Origin of the sequence: Pseudomonas fluorescens, from assembly GCF_902497995.1 — a bacterium.
Classification (GTDB): domain Bacteria; phylum Pseudomonadota; class Gammaproteobacteria; order Pseudomonadales; family Pseudomonadaceae; genus Aquipseudomonas; species Aquipseudomonas fluorescens_BK.
Genome location: NZ_CABVII010000027.1, coordinates 1 through 20,112, shown reverse-complemented (window position 1 = coordinate 20,112; position 20,112 = coordinate 1). Strand labels below are relative to the sequence as shown.

16 protein-coding genes are annotated in these 20,112 nt (G+C 60.0%); 2 read left to right on the top strand and 14 right to left on the bottom strand.

Going from position 1 to position 20,112, the window contains the following annotated elements; translation table 11 throughout:
- Positions 1 to 36: 36 nt before the first annotated feature.
- The 9 genes from F8N80_RS25545 to F8N80_RS25505 all read right to left on the bottom strand — a co-directional run bounded on the left by F8N80_RS25545 (position 37) and on the right by F8N80_RS25505 (position 10,475).
- The gene (locus tag F8N80_RS25545; protein ID WP_150784952.1) at positions 37 to 1,104 is read right to left on the bottom strand and encodes an RHS repeat-associated core domain-containing protein; all 1,068 of its coding nucleotides are present in this window, start codon (positions 1,102 to 1,104) and stop codon (positions 37 to 39) included.
- A 103-nt stretch (positions 1,105 to 1,207) separates the two neighbouring features.
- Positions 1,208 to 1,837, bottom strand: coding sequence for a glutathione S-transferase (locus F8N80_RS25540; protein ID WP_150745757.1), 630 nt, complete (start codon positions 1,835 to 1,837; stop codon positions 1,208 to 1,210).
- A 185-nt stretch (positions 1,838 to 2,022) separates the two neighbouring features.
- The gene (locus tag F8N80_RS25535; protein WP_150745756.1) at positions 2,023 to 2,202 is read right to left on the bottom strand and encodes a hypothetical protein; all 180 of its coding nucleotides are present in this window, start codon (positions 2,200 to 2,202) and stop codon (positions 2,023 to 2,025) included.
- Entirely contained in the window at positions 2,199 to 3,329 is a 1,131-nt protein-coding gene (locus F8N80_RS25530; protein ID WP_150784951.1) for a PepSY-associated TM helix domain-containing protein, read from the bottom strand. The genes F8N80_RS25535 and F8N80_RS25530 overlap by 4 nt, the downstream gene beginning before the upstream one ends.
- Before the next feature lie 72 nt (positions 3,330 to 3,401).
- On the bottom strand, positions 3,402 to 5,840 hold the full coding sequence (locus F8N80_RS25525; protein ID WP_150784950.1) for a TonB-dependent siderophore receptor: 2,439 nt from the start codon (positions 5,838 to 5,840) through the stop codon (positions 3,402 to 3,404).
- Positions 5,841 to 6,099: 259 nt separating this feature from the next.
- Complete coding sequence (locus F8N80_RS25520; RefSeq protein ID WP_150745753.1) at positions 6,100 to 7,071, bottom strand: FecR domain-containing protein; 972 nt, start codon at positions 7,069 to 7,071, stop codon at positions 6,100 to 6,102.
- On the bottom strand, positions 7,068 to 7,586 hold the full coding sequence (locus F8N80_RS25515) for an RNA polymerase sigma factor (protein WP_150745752.1): 519 nt from the start codon (positions 7,584 to 7,586) through the stop codon (positions 7,068 to 7,070). Before F8N80_RS25515 ends, F8N80_RS25520 begins: the two co-directional genes overlap by 4 nt.
- 250 nt (positions 7,587 to 7,836) lie before the next feature.
- Positions 7,837 to 8,544, bottom strand: a complete 708-nt coding sequence (locus F8N80_RS25510) for a 3'-5' exonuclease (protein ID WP_150784949.1) — start codon at positions 8,542 to 8,544, stop codon at positions 7,837 to 7,839.
- A complete protein-coding gene (locus tag F8N80_RS25505; protein WP_318186175.1) occupies positions 8,541 to 10,475 on the bottom strand; it encodes a putative nucleotidyltransferase substrate binding domain-containing protein in 1,935 nt (644 codons plus the stop codon). The genes F8N80_RS25510 and F8N80_RS25505 overlap by 4 nt, the downstream gene beginning before the upstream one ends.
- 257 nt (positions 10,476 to 10,732) lie before the next feature.
- On the opposite strand from F8N80_RS25505, the gene F8N80_RS25500 reads away from it, so the two are divergent.
- Complete coding sequence (locus F8N80_RS25500) at positions 10,733 to 11,179, top strand: response regulator (RefSeq protein WP_150745749.1); 447 nt, start codon at positions 10,733 to 10,735, stop codon at positions 11,177 to 11,179.
- 197 nt (positions 11,180 to 11,376) lie between these two features.
- Here F8N80_RS25500 and F8N80_RS25495 read toward each other — a convergent pair whose 3' ends face one another.
- Positions 11,377 to 13,554, bottom strand: coding sequence for a malate synthase G (locus F8N80_RS25495; protein ID WP_150784947.1), 2,178 nt, complete (start codon positions 13,552 to 13,554; stop codon positions 11,377 to 11,379).
- Positions 13,555 to 14,114: 560 nt separating this feature from the next.
- On the opposite strand from F8N80_RS25495, the gene F8N80_RS25490 reads away from it, so the two are divergent.
- Positions 14,115 to 14,633, top strand: a complete 519-nt coding sequence (locus F8N80_RS25490) for a glycine cleavage system protein R (RefSeq protein WP_150745747.1) — start codon at positions 14,115 to 14,117, stop codon at positions 14,631 to 14,633.
- A 215-nt stretch (positions 14,634 to 14,848) separates the two neighbouring features.
- Here F8N80_RS25490 and rarD read toward each other — a convergent pair whose 3' ends face one another.
- The 4 genes from rarD to F8N80_RS25470 form a co-directional block, all read right to left on the bottom strand.
- Positions 14,849 to 15,736: an EamA family transporter RarD gene (rarD, locus tag F8N80_RS25485; protein WP_150784946.1), complete on the bottom strand. Its 888-nt coding sequence runs from the start codon at positions 15,734 to 15,736 to the stop codon at positions 14,849 to 14,851.
- 172 nt (positions 15,737 to 15,908) lie between these two features.
- On the bottom strand, positions 15,909 to 16,883 hold the full coding sequence (locus F8N80_RS25480) for a serine/threonine protein kinase (RefSeq protein ID WP_150745745.1): 975 nt from the start codon (positions 16,881 to 16,883) through the stop codon (positions 15,909 to 15,911).
- Between the two features lie 301 nt (positions 16,884 to 17,184).
- Positions 17,185 to 19,086 (bottom strand): PhoX family protein, encoded by a 1,902-nt coding sequence (locus F8N80_RS25475; RefSeq protein ID WP_150745744.1) that lies wholly within the window; start codon positions 19,084 to 19,086, stop codon positions 17,185 to 17,187.
- A gap of 57 nt (positions 19,087 to 19,143) precedes the next feature.
- Positions 19,144 to 19,908 (bottom strand): TOBE domain-containing protein, encoded by a 765-nt coding sequence (locus F8N80_RS25470; protein WP_150745743.1) that lies wholly within the window; start codon positions 19,906 to 19,908, stop codon positions 19,144 to 19,146.
- Between the last annotated feature and the right edge of the window lie 204 nt (positions 19,909 to 20,112).

Genomic DNA, 20,112 nt, shown 5'->3' with positions numbered 1-20,112 from the left:
TCCGCTCCTTTTTTGATTGACCCTTTAATTTATCTATCAGTACCCCCCTGATCTATATTCAAACCGACGGGGGTCGGAAGTGGATGTGTCCTTAGGCCTGTTACGAATTTCTTTTATGCGTCTGGCTACTTTTGGATGCTCGATGTCATTAGCTCTCTGCGCAGTCAAATACGGGTATCCCATATTGTTTTGGATTTCTTTGACGTATTCGTAAGTGTCGGGATCTATTGCCTTTAGGTCTTTATTAGGGGTGATTGAGGTCATTGTCTCTGGGCGATTCGGTAATCGCTGGCCTTTGGAGTTGATTCTGGAATTTGTGACGTACGAGAATTTTTCGTTTGTCGTTGTTCTTTTCAAGATCAAAGTATTGGAATGTTCCTGATATATTAATTTTGCGGTTGTGTCGGACTTACCAGTTTTAGCCTCTTGCATTGACCATAAGGTTTCCGGAAAAAAATCCGATGGAGCAGTTGCTTTTGGTTTTGCTTTAAACGTTTCTGCAAGTTTAGCCTTTCCTGATGGCCTGATTTTTAACTTTCTTCCTATTGCCTTCAGTAAACCCGAACCCCAGGCATGTCCATCAGAATCAATCCTTAAAATGGGTTCACCTTCACAATACGCATACGCATTAATCCCACCCTCCCCAAACGGACTCCAACTGTCCGGACTGTTAAACCGCATCAACACCGGATTGAACTGCCGATATCCATTCCCCAAATGATAATGCCCGGTCACCGGGTCAGGTCGCTCACCGTTAAACCCGAGCAAACTGAGTAACCCATTCTCCATCGGACGATGACCATAGGGGGTATAAGCAAGGGGATGAGGCTGGTTCGCGTCGAGTGCATTCAAGACCGAACGCTGCTGATCAGTCGCCAGCAATGTGGCGGTTGCCTTGTCGCCCTCGCTCTGCTGCTGCGCCAACAGTTGCTCGTCATGCTGCACGATTGTGCGTTGCACCGCGCCTTGCAATTCGGTGGACAGGCGCGTCTTGCAGTAATAGCGCTGAATGGCAGGCCGTTCGAATGGCGTGCAATCGACAAGCCGATCGAGCGGGTCGTAATGGTAGCGACCCAAGAGTATTTCGCGAGTAGAGGTAGGCATTGACTGAGCTCCGTGCAAGGTCGAAAAAGCCGAGCCTTCAGCATCAATCCTTTTTCAGTCGTTGCCTACTATCAGAACTGCTAGGGTTTTGCCCTTTCTGGCGTCAAACCTTCGGCATCGTCGCCAGCATCGAAGCCCGCTGGCTCACCTCGAAATACCAGCCCGCCAGCTGTGGATTCGCCTCACGCCAGTCCAGATCCGGGTGACGTAAATCCAGATAACCCAATGCACAGGCCACGCTGATTGCCGCTACATCGAAATGACTGGTCAGCTCGGCAATCGCGTCTTTCTCCAGCAATGCCAGCGCACGGCGGATTTTGTCGCGTTGGCCGTCCAGCCATTCGGCCCAGTGTTTTTCCGGCGCGCGCAGGGCCACTTCGTAGCGGGTCAGCACCGCGGCGTCCATGATTCCGTCGGCGATGGAGGCCAGGGTCATGCGGCGCCAGCGGGCCGAGCCGTCGCGGGGGATCAGCGGGTTGCCGACGTGCTGGTGATCGAGGTAATCGAGGATGACCCGGCTGTCATGGATGATGTTGCCGTCGGCCAGGCGCAGGGCCGGGATTTTGCCCAGGGGGTTGTCCTCGATAAGTGCAAGGTCCGGGTCGACGGGCGTCAGCACGCAGTTTTGCAGCGCCACGCGGTTTTGTTGACCGGTTTCGTGGAGCAACACCATGACTTTGCGAACGAAGGGGGATAAAGGGTTGTGGTAGAGGGTCATGCTGGGGGCGGACATGGCGGCGTCTCGGTCGATGGCGGTGTCGGCAGCATAGCGCGTTGATCCGCCAGCTCAAGCGCGAGTTGAGCGCTGCACAGATCCAATGTGGGAGCGAGACCGGCTTGCCGGCGAAGAGGGCGTCACATTCAACATCTCTATTGACTGATATACCGCATTCGCGAGCAAGCCCGCTCCCACAAGGGTCAGGGGCGTTGCAACAATCCGCGCAAGGCTAGAACGGCGGGAACGCCCAGGCCCAGCCAGCTCAATGCATCCCACAGGCCATCACCCAGCAACGCGGCGAACAAGCCCGCGCCGCTGAGCAGGGCGATGACGGTCGGGGTGGCGAAGACCTTCCAGAAGTTCGACTGTCGCGGCTTCATGCTTGAGCCTGCGCGTTTTCAAGGACGGGTTTTGCAGTCTTGCGCCGCACGACCCACAGGTAAACGCCGCTGCCGAGCACGATGATGGTCAGCACATCCAGGGTCGCCCAGAGGATTTTCATCGGCATGCCGCCGTAATCACCGAAGTGCAGCGGCTGCGACATGCCCATGGCGTCCATGTACCACGGCCGTTCGGCCACGGCGGTGACTTGCAGGGTGCTGGCGTCGATCAGCACCGGCGTCAGCAAATGCGAGGTCAGGTGTGTGCTGCCTTTCATGAACACGGCGTAATGATGTTCGCTGGAAAACCGGGTGCCGGGGAAGGCGATGAAGTCCGGTTGCATGCCGGGTGCAGCGTCTTTGGCGATGTCGAGCAGGCGGGTGGCAGGCGCCAGTTGCGTCAGCGCTGGCGCGTCGCGGTACGGCGCGATCATTGCGTTGAGGCTGTCGTTGCGCCAGGCGGCGATCAGCAGGTCGGCGCAGGCGCTGATGACGCCGGTCACGCCGACCACCAGCGCCCAGGTCAGGGTGACCACGCCGATCAGGTTGTGCAAGTCGAGCCAGCGCAGGCGGGTGGATTTGTCCTGGCGCACGGTGGCGAATCTCAAGCGACGCATGAACGGCAGATAAAGCACGGTCCCGGAGACGATCGCGACCACGAACAAAAGCCCCATGAACGCCAGCAGCAGCTTGCCCGGCAGGCCGGCGAACATGTCCACATGCAGGCGCAGCATGACCATCATGAAACCGCCGTTGGCGGACGGCATTTCCAGCGCTTCGCCGGTGCGGGCGTCGAGCATGAAGGTGTGCGACGAATTCGGCTCGGTACCGGCAGTGGCCGCCATGATTGTGATCGCGGCGTTGGGTTCGTCTTCCTCGAAGCCGAAGTACTGCATGACGTCGCCGGGACGATGTTTTTCTGCCGCCTGTACCAGCTGCTGCAGATTCAGCTGCGGGGTGTCCGCCGGCATCTGCTTCAACTCGGCGGCATCGCCCAGCAGGTGGTCGATCTCGTGATGGAAGATCAGCGGCAGGCCGGTCAATGCCAGCATCAGCAGGAACAGGGTGCAGATCAGGCTGGTCCAGGTATGGACGAAGGACCAGCGGCGAATTGTTTTACTTTTCATTTCATGGCCTTCAGAAATACCAAAGCCGTCCTCATAGGACGGCCTGGGTATCGAGCGTGTCAGATCAAGCGATTACCACTTGTAGGTGGCACTGGCGACGACACTGCGTTGGTCGCCGTAGTAGCAATAAAAACTGTCGCAGGTGGAGATGTAATCCTTGTCGAACAGGTTGGTCGCGTTGAGTGCCAGGGAGGCGCCTTTGAGACTATTGTCCAGACGCCCCAGGTCGTAATGAACCGCTGCATCGAACAGGGTGTAGGCGTCGGCCTTGCCCAGCCAGGTGTTGCCCTGATCGCCGTAGGTATTGCCGGTGTAACGCGCGCCGGCGCCGATGCCGAAGCCGTCCAGCACGCCGTTGTGCCAGGTGTAATCGGCCCACAGCGAAGCCTGTTGGTTGGGCATCAGTTGCAGGCGGTTGCCTTTGAAGTCGCCTTTTTGCACTTCGGACTTGGCCAGGGTGTAGGCGGCGATGACCTTGAGGTTGTCGGTCACGTCGGAAACGGCTTCCAGTTCCAGGCCTTTGACTTTGACTTCACCGGTCTGGCTGGTGATCGCAACGTTGTCCGAGTTGGTGGTGGTGACGGAGACGTTTTTCTGGGTCAGGTTGTACACCGCGGCGGTCAGCAGGGTGTTGCTGCCAGGCGGTTGGTACTTGATGCCCAGTTCCCATTGCTGGCCTTCGGTCGGCTTGAACGAGTCGGTCGGCGAGGCCGTGGCGTTGCTGGTCGGCTGGAATGATTCGGCGTAGGACAGGTAGGGCACGAAACCGTTGTCGAACACGTAGCTGATGGCTGCGTTGGCGCTGAATTTCTTGTCGCGCTCGGTATTCGTGGCGTCGCCTTTATTGAAGAACTTGGTGCCGGTGTGCACCCAGTCCTCACGACCACCGAGCGTCAGACGCCATTGGTCGAGGGCCATCTGGTCCTGGATGTACAGACCGGTCTGACGAGTTTTTTGGTCGTAGTCATAGAATGCGGCGGAGCGTGGTGGGCGCGTGATCGGCAAGCCATATTCCGGGTGATTGACGTTGATGCTCGGGGCGGAACCAAAGATCGAGGTGTAATTGGTGTTGTTACGCTGGTGGTCGAGCCCAATCAGCAGGGTATGTTGGATATCGCCAGTGGCGAAGTCGCCCTGGAAATTGTTATCCACCGCGAACTGGCTAATATCTTCGTCCACATTGGTAGTGCCCCGCCCGGTATTGCCTTCATCGTCGACGACCATTCCGAACTCCGGGAAGTAGCTGTTGACGGTGATTGCCTGGAACGACAGGTCAGACTTGGTGTAGCGCAGGTTTTGCCGGAACTGCCATACATCGTTCAGCCGATGTTCGAAGGCGTAGCCCAGTGCGTAGTAGGTGCGGTCGTAGTATTCGTAATTCGGATCACCCAGATTCTTGTGGTGGGAGATCTTGCCGAACGGCATGTCGATCTTGGTGCCCTGAATGGGGTAGAACTGACTGGTTGTCCCGGTATCGTCCCGGGTGAACTGCGTGAGCAGGGTCAATCGGGTGTCGTCGTCAATGTTCCAGGTCAGGCTAGGCGCAATGTTGTAGCGCTTGTTGTCGACGTGGTCGATTTGCGTGCCGCTGTCGCGTATCACACCGCTCAGGCCGTAGAGGAACCGACCTTCCTCGTCGATCTTGCCGGTGCTGGCGAAGTTGATCTGGCGATGGTTGTCACTGCCGTATTGCACCTGGATTTCATTGCTCGACTCGGCGCTGGGGCGGCGGCTGACCATGTCCAGCAAGCCGCCCGGCGGGGTCTGGCCGTACACCGACGAAGCCGGGCCGCGCAGCAGGGCGAGGCGATCCAGGTTCCAGGTTTCCTGTTTCGGGTTGGCGTATACGCCTTTGGGCAGCGGCAGGCCGTCAAGGAATTGCGTCGGTTCGAAACCGCGCACCCGCAGCCAGTCGGCGCGGGTGTCGCTGCCGTAGCTGCTGGCGGTAATACCGGGCATGTAGCGCACGGCGTCATCGATGTTTTGTACTTTGCGGTCGTCCATCTGCTGGCGAGTAGCGACCGAAATCGAACGTGGTGCTTCGACCAGCGCGGTGTCGGTCTTGGTGCCGGCGGCGGTGCGGGTGGCCAGATAACCCTGCACCGGGCCCCAGGCGCTTTCGGTGTTTTCCACGCCGATGACGGCGGTTTCCGGCAGCGCCATCGCACCCTCGGGCACGGCCACCAGGGTGTAGGTGCCAGCGCTGCTCCGTTCCAGTTGCAGACCGGTGCCGCGCAGGGCTTCACGCAGGGCGCCGGCAGCGTCGAACTGGCCTTGGACCGGGGCCGAGGTTTTGCCTGCCACCAGGGAAGGATTCAGCGACAGCGCCAGGCCAGCCTGGCTGGCGATCTGGTTCAGCGTACTGGCCAGTGGCGCGGCCGGCAGGTTGTAGGCGCGAACGCTGGACGCCTGTTCGGCGGCGATCAGTTGACCACTGGCCAGAGGGGCACAGAGGGCAATGGCGACTGCCAGCAAACCGGGGCGTAACAAGGTGTCTAGCGAACGGGACATACGGCGGCTCCTGAATGGAAATATTTCTCAATTGCCTAGGTGCCGAACGAGAATGCAAAAGTGATAGGGGTGGATGAAAATAATTTTGATTCAACTGCGGGAGCTGAGTCTGGATTGGTAGTTGTGTTGTTTTCACGGGCCTCTTCGCGGGCAAGCCTCGCTCCTACAGGGGTCGTGTCGTTCACCGATTTCGTGAACGACACAAAACCTGTGGGAGCGTGGCTTGCCCGCGATGGCGTCGGGTCAAACACAGAAAATCTCAGGGTTTGGCTTCATCCTTCACCACCGTCACCCACCACGGCGTGTGCTGTTCGATCTGCACCGGCAGGGTCGGCAGCAGGGCACTCAACGCCAGGTCGGTGTCGTTCAGCGGGAAACTGCCAGTGATTCGCAAGTCGGCAACTTCCGGTGCGACGCCCAAATGCCCGGGGCGATAACGGCCAAGTTCGTTGATCAGGTCCTCCAGTCGCGCGTTATCCACCACCAGCATGCCGCGGGTCCAGGCATCGGCGCCGAGGTTGAGGGCGATGATCGGGCCGAGGCCGTTGTTGCGCATCAGCACTTGCTGGCCTTCGCGCAATATCTGTTCTTCAGGACTCGATTGCGCACGGGCGGCCACCGCCGATTGCAGCACACTCAGGCGCGTGCCTTGTTCCTCGCGCTTGACCAGGAATCGGGTGCCCAGCGCGCGCAGGCTGCCTTCGCGGGTTTCGACGATGAACGGCCGGGCATCGCCATGCCCGGTTTCGACGAGGATTTCCCCTTCCTGCAGAATGATCAGCCGCTGCTTGTCATCGAAGCGAACGTCCATGGCACTGTGGGTATTGAGGTTGACCAGCGTACCGTCGCTCAAGCGCAGGGTGCGTTGTTCGCCGGTGGCGGTACGCTGGTCGGCCAGCCAATAGTCGAGCGGCAGATAACGATCGCCGGCGAACAGCGCCAGGCCGATCACTGCAATGACACTCGCCACGCCGCTGCCCAGTTTGCGTAATCGCCGGCGAATGCTTTCGCGCGATTGCAGCAATGCGCTGCGGGCCGGACCGCTGGCGGCGCTGAAACGCGCATCGAGCATGCCCAGTTGGCGCCAGGCCCGGGCATGTTCTTCGTGGGCGGCGTGCCACTTGGCGAATTCTTCGCGATCGACCGGGTTGCCGCAATCCAGGGTCAGTTGCCAGGCAATGGCGGCATCCAGCACCTGCGCCGACACCGGTTTGGAGCTGGCGGGGTTCATACCGGCTCACCGTACAGCGCGATGTAGCACTGACGAATGCCCTGGGCCAGGTACTGACGTACCCGCGACACCGACACGCCCAGACGCTCGGCGATTTGCGCGTGGCCGAGGCCGTCGAGTCGGTTATAGAGAAACGCCGCCCGGGCCTTGCTCGAGAGTTGGCCGAGCAGGCGGTCGATGTTTTTCAGGTCTTCGAGAATCAGTTGCTGCTCTTCCACCGAAGGTTGTTCGGCCTCGGGGATCAGCATCAATTCAGTCAGGTAGGCCTGTTCCAGCGCGGCGCGGCGGAAATAGTCGAACAGCAGGCCCTTGGCGATCGCCACCAGAAACGCCCGCGGCTCGCGAGGCTCCTTGAGTTCATCACGGCCCAACAGGCGGACGAAGGTGTCCTGGCTCAGGTCTTCGGCCCGTTGTGGACAGGCCACGTTGCGCCGCAGCCAGGCCAATAGCCAGCTGCGATGGTCGCGATACAACGCACCAACGAGCTCACTCTGGGGGCTTTGGACTGACGGCACGCCGTATCACCGATTGGGAAGTGTTAACTAACGAGAATTGTTCGCGATTGTGGCAGAGGCGGGGGAGGTAAGCAATTGGCCACTGGTCGGGTGGTTTTGACTGGTTGTGTTCAGATGGACCGCGTTATCGTTCTTCGCCGGCAAGCCTGGCTCCTACAGGGTTTTGTGTCGTTCGCCGATTTCGTGGACGACCCCAAACCCTGTAGGAGCCAGGCTTGCCGGCGAAGAGGCCGGAACAGACACCGCGTATCTAGAAGGACGGCGCGCGCTGTCTGCGTTTCCACTGGCTCACCCGCTGTTGCAGATTCAACGGACTGTGAATCTGCTGCTGCCGCGCCCGGCTGAACAGGATCAGCGCCAGTTCTGCCGTGGCCAGCGCGTCGGCACTGGCGTTGTGCCGCTCGAACACCTCCAGCTTGAACCAGTCGATCCACTCATCCAGCCCGGCCTCGCGCATAGGCGCCTGCGGACACAGCAGCGGCGCGATATCCGCGACATCCAGAAACAGATGCTGCAACTTGTAGCCCAGATGATCTTTCAATGCGCGCCCGAGCATGTGTTGATCGAACGGCGCATGAAAGGCCAGCACAGGACTGTCACCGACAAACTCCATGAAGTCGAGCAGGGCCTGGGCCGGGTCGCTGCCCGCGGCAATCGCGCTCGGGCCCAGACCATGAATCAGTACACTGGGACCGAGTTTGAGCTCGCTGCATTGCAAGGTGCGTTCGAATTGCTGGCTGAAGTCGATCGCCCCGTCCTCGATCACCACCGCGCCGATGGACAGTACTCGATCCTTGTTGAGGTTCAGCCCGGTGGTTTCCAGGTCGAGCACCACCCATCGCTGTTCGCGCAGGCTGCATTCACCCAGCTCGGCGGCCGCCGGCAAGCGTTGCAGGCGCAGTTGAAGTTCGCCGGACAGCATCGGGCCTGCCGGGCGCAGCCATGAAAACAGGCTCATAACTGATACCGCAGGGCCAGGCTGCTTTGCAGGCGTTGGGCCTGGCGCAGGGATTCACGCAGGATCCGTCGATCCAGATGATTGAGGCTGTCCGGGTCGACCCGGTTGGAGTGGGGCAAATTCTCCCGGGTCTGACGCTGATGTTGCTGCATGCGGGTCTGCTGAATGAAGTGATAAGCCTCTTCGTACGCCGCCCCGTCCAGCCGATCGATGACCTCCTTGTCCACCAGCTGACGAAAGCGCTCCAGGGTATTGTTCGCTTCGATCCCGTGGGCCAGTGCCAGCAAGCGGGCACCATCGACAAAGGGGCTCAGGCCCTGGATTTTCAGGTCCAGGGTGGCTTTCTCGCCATGCTTGCGAGCCAGCACGAACTCCCGGAAGCGTCCTACGGGCGGACGATTGCGCAGGGCATTCTCGGCCAGCATGCGCTGGAACAACCGGTTGTCATCGACCTGGTCGAGAATCCCCCGGCGCAGCTGCTCACAGCCCTGCTCGTCACCCCAGACCACGCGCAAGTCGAAGTAGATGCTCGAACCCAGCAGGTTCTCCGGCGTTGCTTCGCGGATAAACGCCGCGAAACGCCGCGCCCACTCGACCCGGGACAGACACAGCTCGGGATTACCGGCCATGATATTGCCCTTGCACAGGGTAAAGCCGCAGAGCGCCAGGCTCTGGTTGATCTGCTGGGCGATCGGCAATAGTTTGCCGCGGATCTCGGCGGCATGGGCCGCGTCCCGGGCTTCGAACAGAATACCGTTGTCCTGATCGGTGTGCAGCGTCTGCTCGCGGCGGCCTTCGCTGCCGAAGCACAGCCAGCTGAATGGGATGCCGGGGTCGCCTTTCTCGGCGAGGGTCAGTTCGATGACCCGGCACACGGTATGGTCGTTGAGCAGGGTGATGATGTGGGTGATCTGGGTCGACGACGCGCCGTGGGCCAGCATGCGCTCCACCAATTGGCCAATCTCGCCGCGGATCGCCACCAGGCTATCCACGCGTTGGGCGCTGCGAATGGTCCGCGCCAGATGAACCAGGTCGACCCGCTGCAGGGAAAACAGATCCCGCTCGGACACTACGCCGCACAGGCGATGGTCCTTGACCAGGCAGACATGGGCGATGTGCCGTTCGGTCATGGCGATCGCCGCATCGAAGGCACTGTGGTCCGGCGACAGGTAAAACGGCGCCTGGGTCATGTGGCGTTCGATGGCTTCGTTGAAGTCGTCCGTGCCGTCGGCCACGACATGGCGCAGGTCGCGCAGGGTGAAAATACCCAGTGGGGCTTTGTGCTCGTCGACGATGACGATGCTGCCGACTTGCTGGTCGTGCATCAGGGTGACGGCGACCCGCAATGCCGTGGCGGGGCTGCAGGTCACTGGGTGGCGCATCGCCAGCTCACCCAGCCGGGTGTTCAGCGAGTACTGGGTGCCCAGGGTTTCCACGGCTTTTTGCTGGACTTGCTGGTTGACCTGATCCAGCAGGCTGCTGACGCCGCGCAGGGCAAAGTCGCGAAACGCGTTGGAAAGCGCGAACAGTTTGATGAACGCCAGCTTGTTCAACTGTAGGCAAAAGGTGTCTTCGGCGGCCAGGTGTTCGGTGCGGGTCGCACGCTCGCCCAACAGCGCGGCGAGGGGGAAACACTCGCCGGTGGTGATTTCGAAGGTGGTTTCAGTCCCGCCCTTGGCCGTGTGGGGACGTTCACCCACCACCTGGCCTTGTTTGACGATGTAGAAATGCTCGACCGGGCCATCGGCGGGTTTGATGATGCTCTCGCCCGGCGCATAAAAACGCAGCTGACATTGCTCGACCAGGTACGCCAGGTGGGCGTGTTCCATTTGATTGAAGGGCGGGAAGCGCTGAAGAAATTGCAAAGTGCCCTGGATGTTCTGCAACACCGCGGTTTTCCCTGCCTGTGTGAAGGCGTCCGCTTTACTCATAACCATTACCGCAGTCTTGTCGATTGTTGTTGTCGGATGACTCACCCATGGTCGGCCCCTGCGCGCAGGGTGCCCATTGGACGTAAGTCTAGGTAGGCACTGCATTTAGAGGAAATTAGGAAATGTCTGACGCAACTATCAGAAAAACCTCCTACATTGGCTATAGGAAACCTTTCCGACGAAGTGCACATTGAAGGGCTTGCTGGCGATGTCTGACGAATGAGTCAGGCGATTGAATTTGAAATGTAGAGTAAGCCATGTCCGACCACGATATTTTGAGTGACGCCGAGCGCCAGGCGCTGAGTGCGGTCATGCTCGAACCTGACTTGCCACCGCTGCGGGTGCTGATCGTCGACGACGATAAAGACGCACGTGAGCTGCTGGCAGAGATTCTCGCTCTGGATGGCATTCGGTGCATGACCGCCGCCAGTGGCGAAACCGCACTCGAGATGTTGAGCGAAAAGCCTTCGATTGGCCTGGTGATCACCGATCTGCGAATGGGGCATGTCGATGGCCTGGACTTGATTCGCCAGGTGCGTGCGTCGGTAAGGGCGGCGATGCCGTTCATTATCGTATCCGGCGATGCGGACCTGAAAGACGCGATTGCCGCCATGCATCTGAGTGTGGTGGACTTTTTGCTCAAGCCTGTCGATACCCGCAAGCTGTTGCAGTTGGTCAAGCATGAATTGGGGATGGAGCCCTGATTCAAGATTTGTGTTGCCTATTCGATCGTCTTCGCGGGCAAGCCTCGCTCCTACAGGACTGTGTTATTTTCACGAACGACGCAAATCCTGCAGGAGCGAGGCTTGCCCGCGAAGGGAGCGCCGCCGGTTTCAAGTGAACAAAAAAAGCCCTGATCGAAAAAATCAGGGCTTTTTTCATTTAACGCATCAGCGCTCAGTTACAGGCCATTGGCAGCCTTGAACTCGCGACGACGACGGTGCAGAACCGGCTCGGTATAGCCGTTGGGTTGTTTGCTGCCCTCGACCACCAGTTCGACCGCCGCCTGGAAGGCGATGTTGCTGTCGAAGCTCGGTGCCAGCGGGCGGTACAGCGGGTCATTGGCGTTCTGGCGGTCAACCACCGGCGCCATGCGCTTGAGGCTTTCCAGCACTTGCTCTTCAGTGACGATGCCATGGCGCAGCCAGTTGGCGATGTGCTGGCTGGAAATACGCAGCGTCGCACGGTCTTCCATCAGGCCGATGTCGTTGATGTCCGGCACCTTTGAGCAGCCCACGCCCTGGTCGATCCAGCGCACCACGTAACCGAGAATGCCCTGGGCGTTGTTGTCCAGTTCGTTCTTGATCTGTTCCGTGGTCCAGCTCGGGTTCACGGCCAGCGGGATGGTCAGGATGTCGTCCACCGACGCGCGGGCACGTTTGGCCAGTTCGGCCTGACGGGCGAACACATCGACCTTGTGGTAATGCAGTGCGTGCAATGCCGCGGCGGTAGGCGATGGCACCCAGGCGGTGTTGGCGCCGGCCAGCGGGTGGGCGACTTTCTGTTCGAGCATCGCCGCCATCAGGTCGGGCATGGCCCACATGCCTTTACCGATCTGCGCGCGGCCTTGCAGGCCGGTGCTCAGGCCGATATCGACGTTCCAGTTTTCGTAGGCGCCAATCCACTTCTCAGCCTTCATGTCCGCCTTGCGCACCATCGGGCCGGCTTCCATGGAGGTGTGGATCTCATCGCCGGTGCGGTCGAGGAACCCGGTGTTGATGAACACCACGCGCTCGCTGGCGGCCTTGATGCAGGCCTTGAGGTTGACCGTGGTACGGCGCTCCTCGTCCATGATCCCGACTTTCAGGGTGTTGCGCGGCAGGTCGAGCACGTCTTCGATGCGAGCAAACAACTCGTTGGTAAACGCGGCTTCTTCCGGACCATGCATCTTCGGCTTCACGATGTAGACCGAGCCGGTGCGGCTGTTCTTGCGCGAGTTGTTGCCGTTGAGGCTGTGGATGGCTGCCAGGCTGGTCACCAGACCGTCGAGGATGCCTTCCGGTACTTCGTTGCCGTCTTTGTCGAGGATCGCGTCGATGGTCATCAGGTGACCGACGTTACGCACGAACAACAGCGAACGACCGTGCAGGCTCAGCTCCTTGCCGTCGACGCCGGTGTAGCGGCGATCGGCGTTCATGGTGCGGGTAAAGGTCTGACCGCCCTTGGAGACTTCTTCCGACAGATCGCCCTTCATCAGGCCGAGCCAGTTGCGGTAGATCACCACTTTGTCGTCGGCATCGACGGCAGCCACGGAGTCTTCGCAGTCCATGATGGTGGTCAGAGCAGCTTCCATCAGGATGTCTTTGATGCCGGCCGGGTCGGTCTGGCCGACCGGGGTGCTGGCGTCGACCTGGATTTCGAAGTGCAGACCGTTGTTCTTCAGCAGGATCGCGGTCGGAGCGCTGACATCGCCGTGGAAACCGATCAGTTGCGCATCGTTGCGCAGGCCGGTATTGCTGCCGCCTTTAAGGGCGACCACCAGTTTACCGTCAATGATCTTGTAACCGACGGAGTCGACGTGGGAGCCGGCGGCCAAGGGGGCGGCCTCGTCCAGAAAGGCGCGAGCAAAGGCGATGACCTTGTCGCCGCGAACCTTGTTGTAGCCTTTGCCTTTCTGCGCGCCGTCAGCGTCGCTGATGGCATCAGTGCCGTAGAGCGCGTCGTACAGCGAACCCCAGCGAGCGTTCGAAGCATTGAGTGCAAAACGGGCATTCATCACCGGCACCACCAGCTGTGGGCCGGCCATGCGGGCGATTTCGTCATCGACGTTTTGCGTCGTTGCCTGGAAATCGGCGGCTTCTGGCAGCAGATAACCGATGTCTTGCAGAAAGGCTTTGTAGGCCACGGCGTCGTGTGGCTGACCGGCACGGGATTGGTGCCAGCCATCGATACGAGCCTGGAAATCATCGCGTTTGGCGAGTAGGGCTTTGTTCTTCGGTGCCAGGTCATGAATGACCTTGTCGGCACCGGCCCAGAACTTATCGGCGGTGAGGCCGGTACCGGGAATGGCTTCGTTGTTTACGAAGTCGAACAGGACTTTGGCGACCTGCAGGCCACCGACTTGAACGTGTTCAGTCATTGCTTGCCTCACTCTGCTCAGCTATTTCGCTTTTCAGCTCTTCAATTTGACAATGAAGCCTCTGGCCATTTAAACCACAAACCCGTCTACCAGTACATGCCATGTGGGCGGCTGGGTTTGGTCCAATCAACGGCTAGGGGCCTTGCTGACGGGGCTTTCAGGGTTGCGACTGCGCCGGTGGCAGACATCGATCCATGTTATGTAGTGCGCGCTTTGGCATACTACATGATGAATTGCGCTTGTGAAAATCAGACTAATTACGTCGTTCTGCGACCTTGTGACGCATTGCGGTCAGGTCGGGGAACGGGATGTTCTCAAAAAACTATTGGATTGTTCCAGTTAAATATCAAAACTTGTACACGATTTGTTGTTGGCAGGTGAATCGGCGGTGCTTCATTCGCGGGCAAGCCTCGCTCCTACAGGTCTTGCGCAATCCCTGTAGGAGCGAGCGGTGCGGCGATCCGACTTGCCCGCAAAGGCGTCAGACGATTCAACACACAATCCCGCCTTGCCTATACTTGCCTATCTATAACAAAAATCATGAAAAAGAGGGCTGCGCCATGGACCACCTCGTACTCACTGTAATCGCTCCGGACAAGCCTGGGCAGGTCGAGCGCATCGCCCAGTGTATTGCCGAGCACGGCGGCAATTGGCTGGAAAGCCGAATGTCGCGCATGGCCGGGCAGTTCGCCGGGATCCTTCGGGTGGGCGTGCCAGCCGAAGCCTACGACGAACTGGTGGACTCCCTGCAGGCGTTGTCCGCCCACGGCATTCGGGTGCTGATCGCCGAAAGTGGTATCGAACAATCCTGCACCTGGAAACCGATTGCGATGGAACTGGTGGGCAATGATCGTCCGGGGATTGTCCGTGACATTACTCGCCTGCTGAGCGAGCAAGGGGTCAATCTGGAGAGTCTGGTGACTGAAGTGCGTCCGGCACCAATGAGCAGCGAACCGTTGTTCCACGCCGAAGCGATTCTCGCGGTGCCGCTGACGTTGTCTCTGGACGTGCTGCAATCGCGTCTGGAAACCCTGGCGGATGATCTGATGGTGGAATTGGTACTGCGTAGCGAGCCCTGACAGGGTTATCCAAGTTATACGTGCACCTGCCTGTGGATAACCTGTAGAAACAGCCCGCCAGGCCCCGCTGGCCGGGCTTCGTCAAGATCTGATCAAAAAACCGGCAGTTTTAACAAGTTGCGCACAAACGGCGGGGATCACGCTGTGGATAACCGTGGGAAGGATCGATGCAGGCCACGAAGTACGTGGCCTGTGGAGGTTTGTGCGTTTTTTGATCAGCTGCGGCGGCGCAGACTTACCCATGCATCGACGCTGTACACTGCCAGGCCGGCCCAGATAAAGATGAACGCCACCAGTGTGCTGGATGACAGCTGTTCACCAAACAGCAGGACGGCCTGCAACAGCACCAGCGTCGGCGCCAGGTACTGAAGAAATCCCAGCGTCGTGTAGGGCAAATGCCGTGCAGCGGCGTTGAAACATACCAGCGGCACCAACGTCACCGGCCCCGCGGCCACCAGCCACCAGGCTTCGGAGGTCGTCCAGAATTCGGCTTGCGCGCTACTCGCGGTCGGATTGAACAGCAACCAGGCGACGGCGATCGGCACCAGCATCCATGTTTCCACCACCAGGCCCGGCAGTGCCTTGACGGGGGCCTGCTTGCGAATCAATCCGTAGAAGCCAAAGGTCAGCGCCAGCACCAGCGACACCCACGGCAGGCTGCCGACTTGCCACACCTGTTGTGCGACGCCGACTGCCGCCAGGCCAACGGCCAGCCACTGCATGCGCCGCAGCCGTTCGCCGAGGATCAGCATGCCCAATAGCACGTTCACCAATGGGTTGATGTAGTAACCGAGGCTGGCCTCGAGCATGCGCCCGTTGTTCACCGACCAGACGTAGGTCAGCCAGTTGGCCGCGATCAGCGTGCCACTCAGGGCCAGGATCGCCAGGCGTTTCGGGTTGTCACGCAACTCGCGCCACCAGCCCGGATGTTTCCAGACCATCAACAGCAAGGCGCCGAACAGGGCGGACCAAAGCACGCGGTGGACGATGATTTCCACGGCGGGCACGTTGGCGATGGCTTTGAAATAGAGCGGGAACAATCCCCAGATGATGTAGGCACTCAGGCCCAGAATGTACCCGCGACGCGGGTTGGCGGCTTGCATGCAGAATCCTTGCTTAGGCAGCTAACAAAGAGGGGATTGTAAGGAGATTTGTCTCGATGTGCTGATCCCTGTAGGAGCGAGGCTTGCCCGCGAAGAACGATAACGCGGTCTGCCTGATATACCGCGTTATCGTTCTTCGCGGGCAAGCCTCGCTCCTACAGGGTCGTGTGGATCAGAAGATTTTTAGTGGCTCTTCATTGAGCGCAGCCAGTTGTTCGCGCAACGCCAGTACTTGATCGCCCCAATACCGCTCGCTGCCGAACCACGGAAAGCTGTGCGGGAATGCCGGGTCGTCCCAGCGGCGGGCGAGCCAGGCGCTGTAGTGCATCAGGCGCAGGGCGCGCAGCGGTTCGATCAGCGCCAATTCCCGCGGGTCGAAGTCGTGGAATTCGTTGTAGCCGTCCATCAGTTCCGACAACTGGCCGAGACATTCCTGGCGGTCGCCGGCGAGCATCATCCAGATGTCCTGCACCGCCGGGCCCATTCGACAGTCATCGAGGTCGACGATGTGGAACATCTCGTCGCGACACATCATGTTGCCGGGGTGGCAATCGCCGTGCATGCGGATGTTCTGGTGCGGCGTCGCCTTGTAGACCTCTTCCACCCGCTTGAGCAGGTCGCGGGCCACGGACTCGTAGGCCGGCAGCAGGCTTTTGGGGACGAAATTGCCTTCGAGCAATGTCGTCAGCGAGTCGTGGCCGAAGTTTTTCACGCCCAGGGCTTCACGGTGTTCGAACGGCTTGGTCGCGCCGACGGCATGCAAACGACCGAGCAGTTGGCCGAGGCGATACAACTGATCGAGATTGCCTGGCTCCGGCGCGCGTCCGCCACGGCGGGGGAACAGGGTGAATCGGAAGCCGTTGTGTTCGTGCAGGCTTGCACCGTTGTGAATCATCGGCGCCACCACGGGCACGTCGCACTCGGCGAGTTCGAAGGTGAACTGGTGCTCTTCGAGAATCGCCTCGTTGGTCCAGCGTTGCGGACGGTAGAACTTGGCGATCAGCGGCTCGCCGTCTTCGATACCGACCTGATAGACACGGTTTTCGTAGCTGTTGAGCGCCAGGATGCGCGCGTCGCTGAGAAAGCCGATGCTTTCGACGGCATCGAGCACGAGGTCTGGGGTGAGGGTTGCAAACGGGTGGGCCATGCTGACTCCTGCGCGCAGCAGGCTGCCGCGTCCGGCCAAGCATGGTAGCGCAGACGGGGCTTCTTTAGGGGGTGGGCTTGAGATGAGTGTTGTCCGGGCTGACGTCTTCGCGAGCAAGCCCGCTCCCACAGGGGGCTGTGGTGTACACAGGATTTGTGACACACAGGAGATCCTGTTTGTTTGGGCTGACGACTTCGCCGGCAAGCCGGTCTCGCTCCCACAGAGGGGCTGCGGTGTGCACAGGATTTGTGACACACAGGAGATCCCTTGTGGGAGCGGGCTTGCCCGCGAAGAGGCCCTATCAGGCGCCGACGATCCCGCCATCTTCCCGTGAAATCGCCATCACCGAAGACCGCGGCTTCCCGTCCGGCAAATGCTCAGGAAACGTCGACCCACCGTTCTCCCCCGGGTGCTGAATCCCCACAAACAACGTCTTCTGATCCGGCGAGAAGCTGATCCCCGTCACCTCGCAGCCCACCGGTCCGACCATGAAACGACGAATTTCCCCGGTCAACGGGTCGGCACACAGCATCTGGTTATTGCCCATACCGGCAAAATCACCCGCATTGCTCGAATCACCGTCTGTCAGAATCCATAGCCGCCCGGCGTTGTCGAAGCCCAGGCCATCCGGGCTGTTGAACATGTTCTGTGGCGTGATGTTCGAGGAGCCGCCCTTCGGCGTGCCGGCATGCACGCCCGGGTTGCCGGCTACCACGAACAAGTCCCAGGAAAAGGTCTTGGCACCGTGATCGTCACGCTCGGTGCGCCAGCGCAGGATCTGTCCGTACAGGTTCTTCTCACGCGGGTTCGGCCCGCCCACCGGTTGGCCGTCTTCGCCGCGCTTGGCGTTGTTGGTCAGGGTGCAATAGACCTGGCCATCCTTGGGGCTGACGACGATCCATTCCGGACGGTCCATGCGCGTGGCTTTCACCACACTGGCCGCAAGGCGCGCGTGAATCAGCACTTGCGCCTGATCGGCAAAACCGCTGCTGGCATCGATGCCGTTTTTACCGTGGGTCAGTTCGATCCATTCGCCCTGGCCCTTGGGGTGATCGGCATTGCCGTCGCCCGCGTCGAAGCGCGCCACATACAGGGTGCCATGGTCCAGCAAGTCGCGGTTGGCCTTGGGATCTTTATGGTTGATCTTGTCGCGGCTGACGAATTTGTAGATGAATTCGCCGCGTTCATCGTCGCCCATGTACACCACGGCGTGACCGTCATGGGTTTCAGCCAGGGCGGCGTTTTCATGCTTGAAACGGCCCAGCGCAGTTCGTTTGACCGGGGTCGATTGTGGGTCGAACGGGTCGATTTCCACCACCCAGCCGTGACGGTTGAGTTCGTTCGGATGCTTCGCCAGGTCAAATCGCTCGTCGTGCTGATGCCAGTTGATCTCTTTGCTGGCCGCCACTGCACCGTAGCGTTTCTGCGCGGCATCGAATTTTTGCTCGGCATTGCTGCTGCCGAAGCAATCAGTGAAATTTTCTTCGCAGGTCAGATAAGTGCCCCACGGCGTCTTGCCATTGGCGCAGTTCTGGAAAGTGCCGAGGACGTGCTTGCCCTGCGGGTCGGCGCTGGTTTTCACAAGCGTGTGGCCGGCAGCCGGACCGCTCAGGTCGATCGGGGCATTGCCGTGAATGCGCCGGTTGTAGCGCGAACCCTGGACGAAGTGCCACTGGCCGTTCTGGCGCCGGACCTCGATCACCGACACGCCTTCGCAGGCCAGTGCCTTGCGCACTTCGTCGGCCGATTGCGGCATGCCGCCGTGGGGGTAGAGGTAGCGATAGTTGGTGTACTCGTTGTTGATCGCCATCAACGCCCGGTCTTGCTCTGCGGGAAACTCGAACAGGCTCATGCCGTCGTTGTTGTCACCGAACTGGACTTCTTGTTGCTCGGCGGTGCCGTTGCCGCTCGGGTCGAATGCCGGGCCGTCCTTTTGCAACGGCTGGCCCCAGCTGATCAATACCGAGGATTTATAGCCCGGCGGCAAGCTGATGGTGTCGCGGGTGGCGGCGGGGATGCTGTCGAAACCCAACAGTTTGCTGGTGCCTGCACTGACGCTGGCAGCGAGCACGCTACGGCTCAGCAGATTACCGCCGAGGAACATCGCTGCACCGCACAAGGCGCCGGCGCTGATAAAGCCGCGACGGCTGAGGCCGACCATGTTTTCGAGGTCGGTGGACTGGTTTTCTTCCAATAGGCTCACATCAGGCTCCCTGCGGATTTTTCAGCCACCTTAAAGACCGATTGTGACGCTAATGTTTCAGAGCGGTGTACCGAGCAACACGTTGGACGGCGCGAACTGCACCCGTACCGCTTTATCCGTGCCAAGGCCCAGGGTCCGCAAGTGCAGCGGTTCGGCCAGCGCACACAGGGTCTGGCCATTGGGCAGGCCGATGCGCACTTCGCTGGGACCGTCTTCGGCGTCGAGGATTTCTTCGATGATGCCTGTCAGGCCATTGTGTCCTGGCGTCACTGCATCCTTGATGTCGAGCAGATCGAGCCAGCCGGCCTTGATCAGCGCCACCACTTCGGTGCCGTTCTCCAGCTCCAGGCGCAGGGTACTGTCGTGGGTGATCTGCGCATCGATGGTCAAGCCTGCGGCCAGTTCCAGGCGAATCAGGTCGTTGCGACCCTGGCTTTCGATCGCCACGACCTTGCCATGCAATTGATTGCGCGCGCTGGTTCTGAGCATCAATCGGCCGAGCAGGTCGAGGTCGCTGGCGTCTTCGGCCGCTTCCAGTACCTGGGCCTGCAGCGCTTGCAGCTTTTGATAGAGCCGCAATACCCGCTCGCCTTCGCCGGACAGCCTGGCGCCGCCGCCGCCCTTGCCGCCGACACTGCGCTCCACCAATGGCTTTTGCGCGAGGTTGTTCAGTTCGTCGATGGCGTCCCACGCCGCCTTGTAACTCAGGCCTGCGCTTTTTGCGGCACGGGTGATCGAGCCCTGCTCGGCGATGTGTTGCAGCAAGGCAATGCGTTGCGGGCGGCGGACGATGTGCTGGGACAACAACGTAGGCAAGGACATGGCGGATGCTTTGGGCTGTGGCGATGGGGAGGACGTTGGCGGCTGGAAGGCCGGGAGTCAAGCCAAGCCACATTCCTTGTGGGAGATTCTATGGTTGAGGGGAAGCCTCAACCTGCTTTCGGTTGGTATTCGCTCTGCCCTTTCAGTAGGGCGAATACGATTCGAGCGAGTTTGCGAGCCAGTATCACCAGTGCTTGCGTGGTA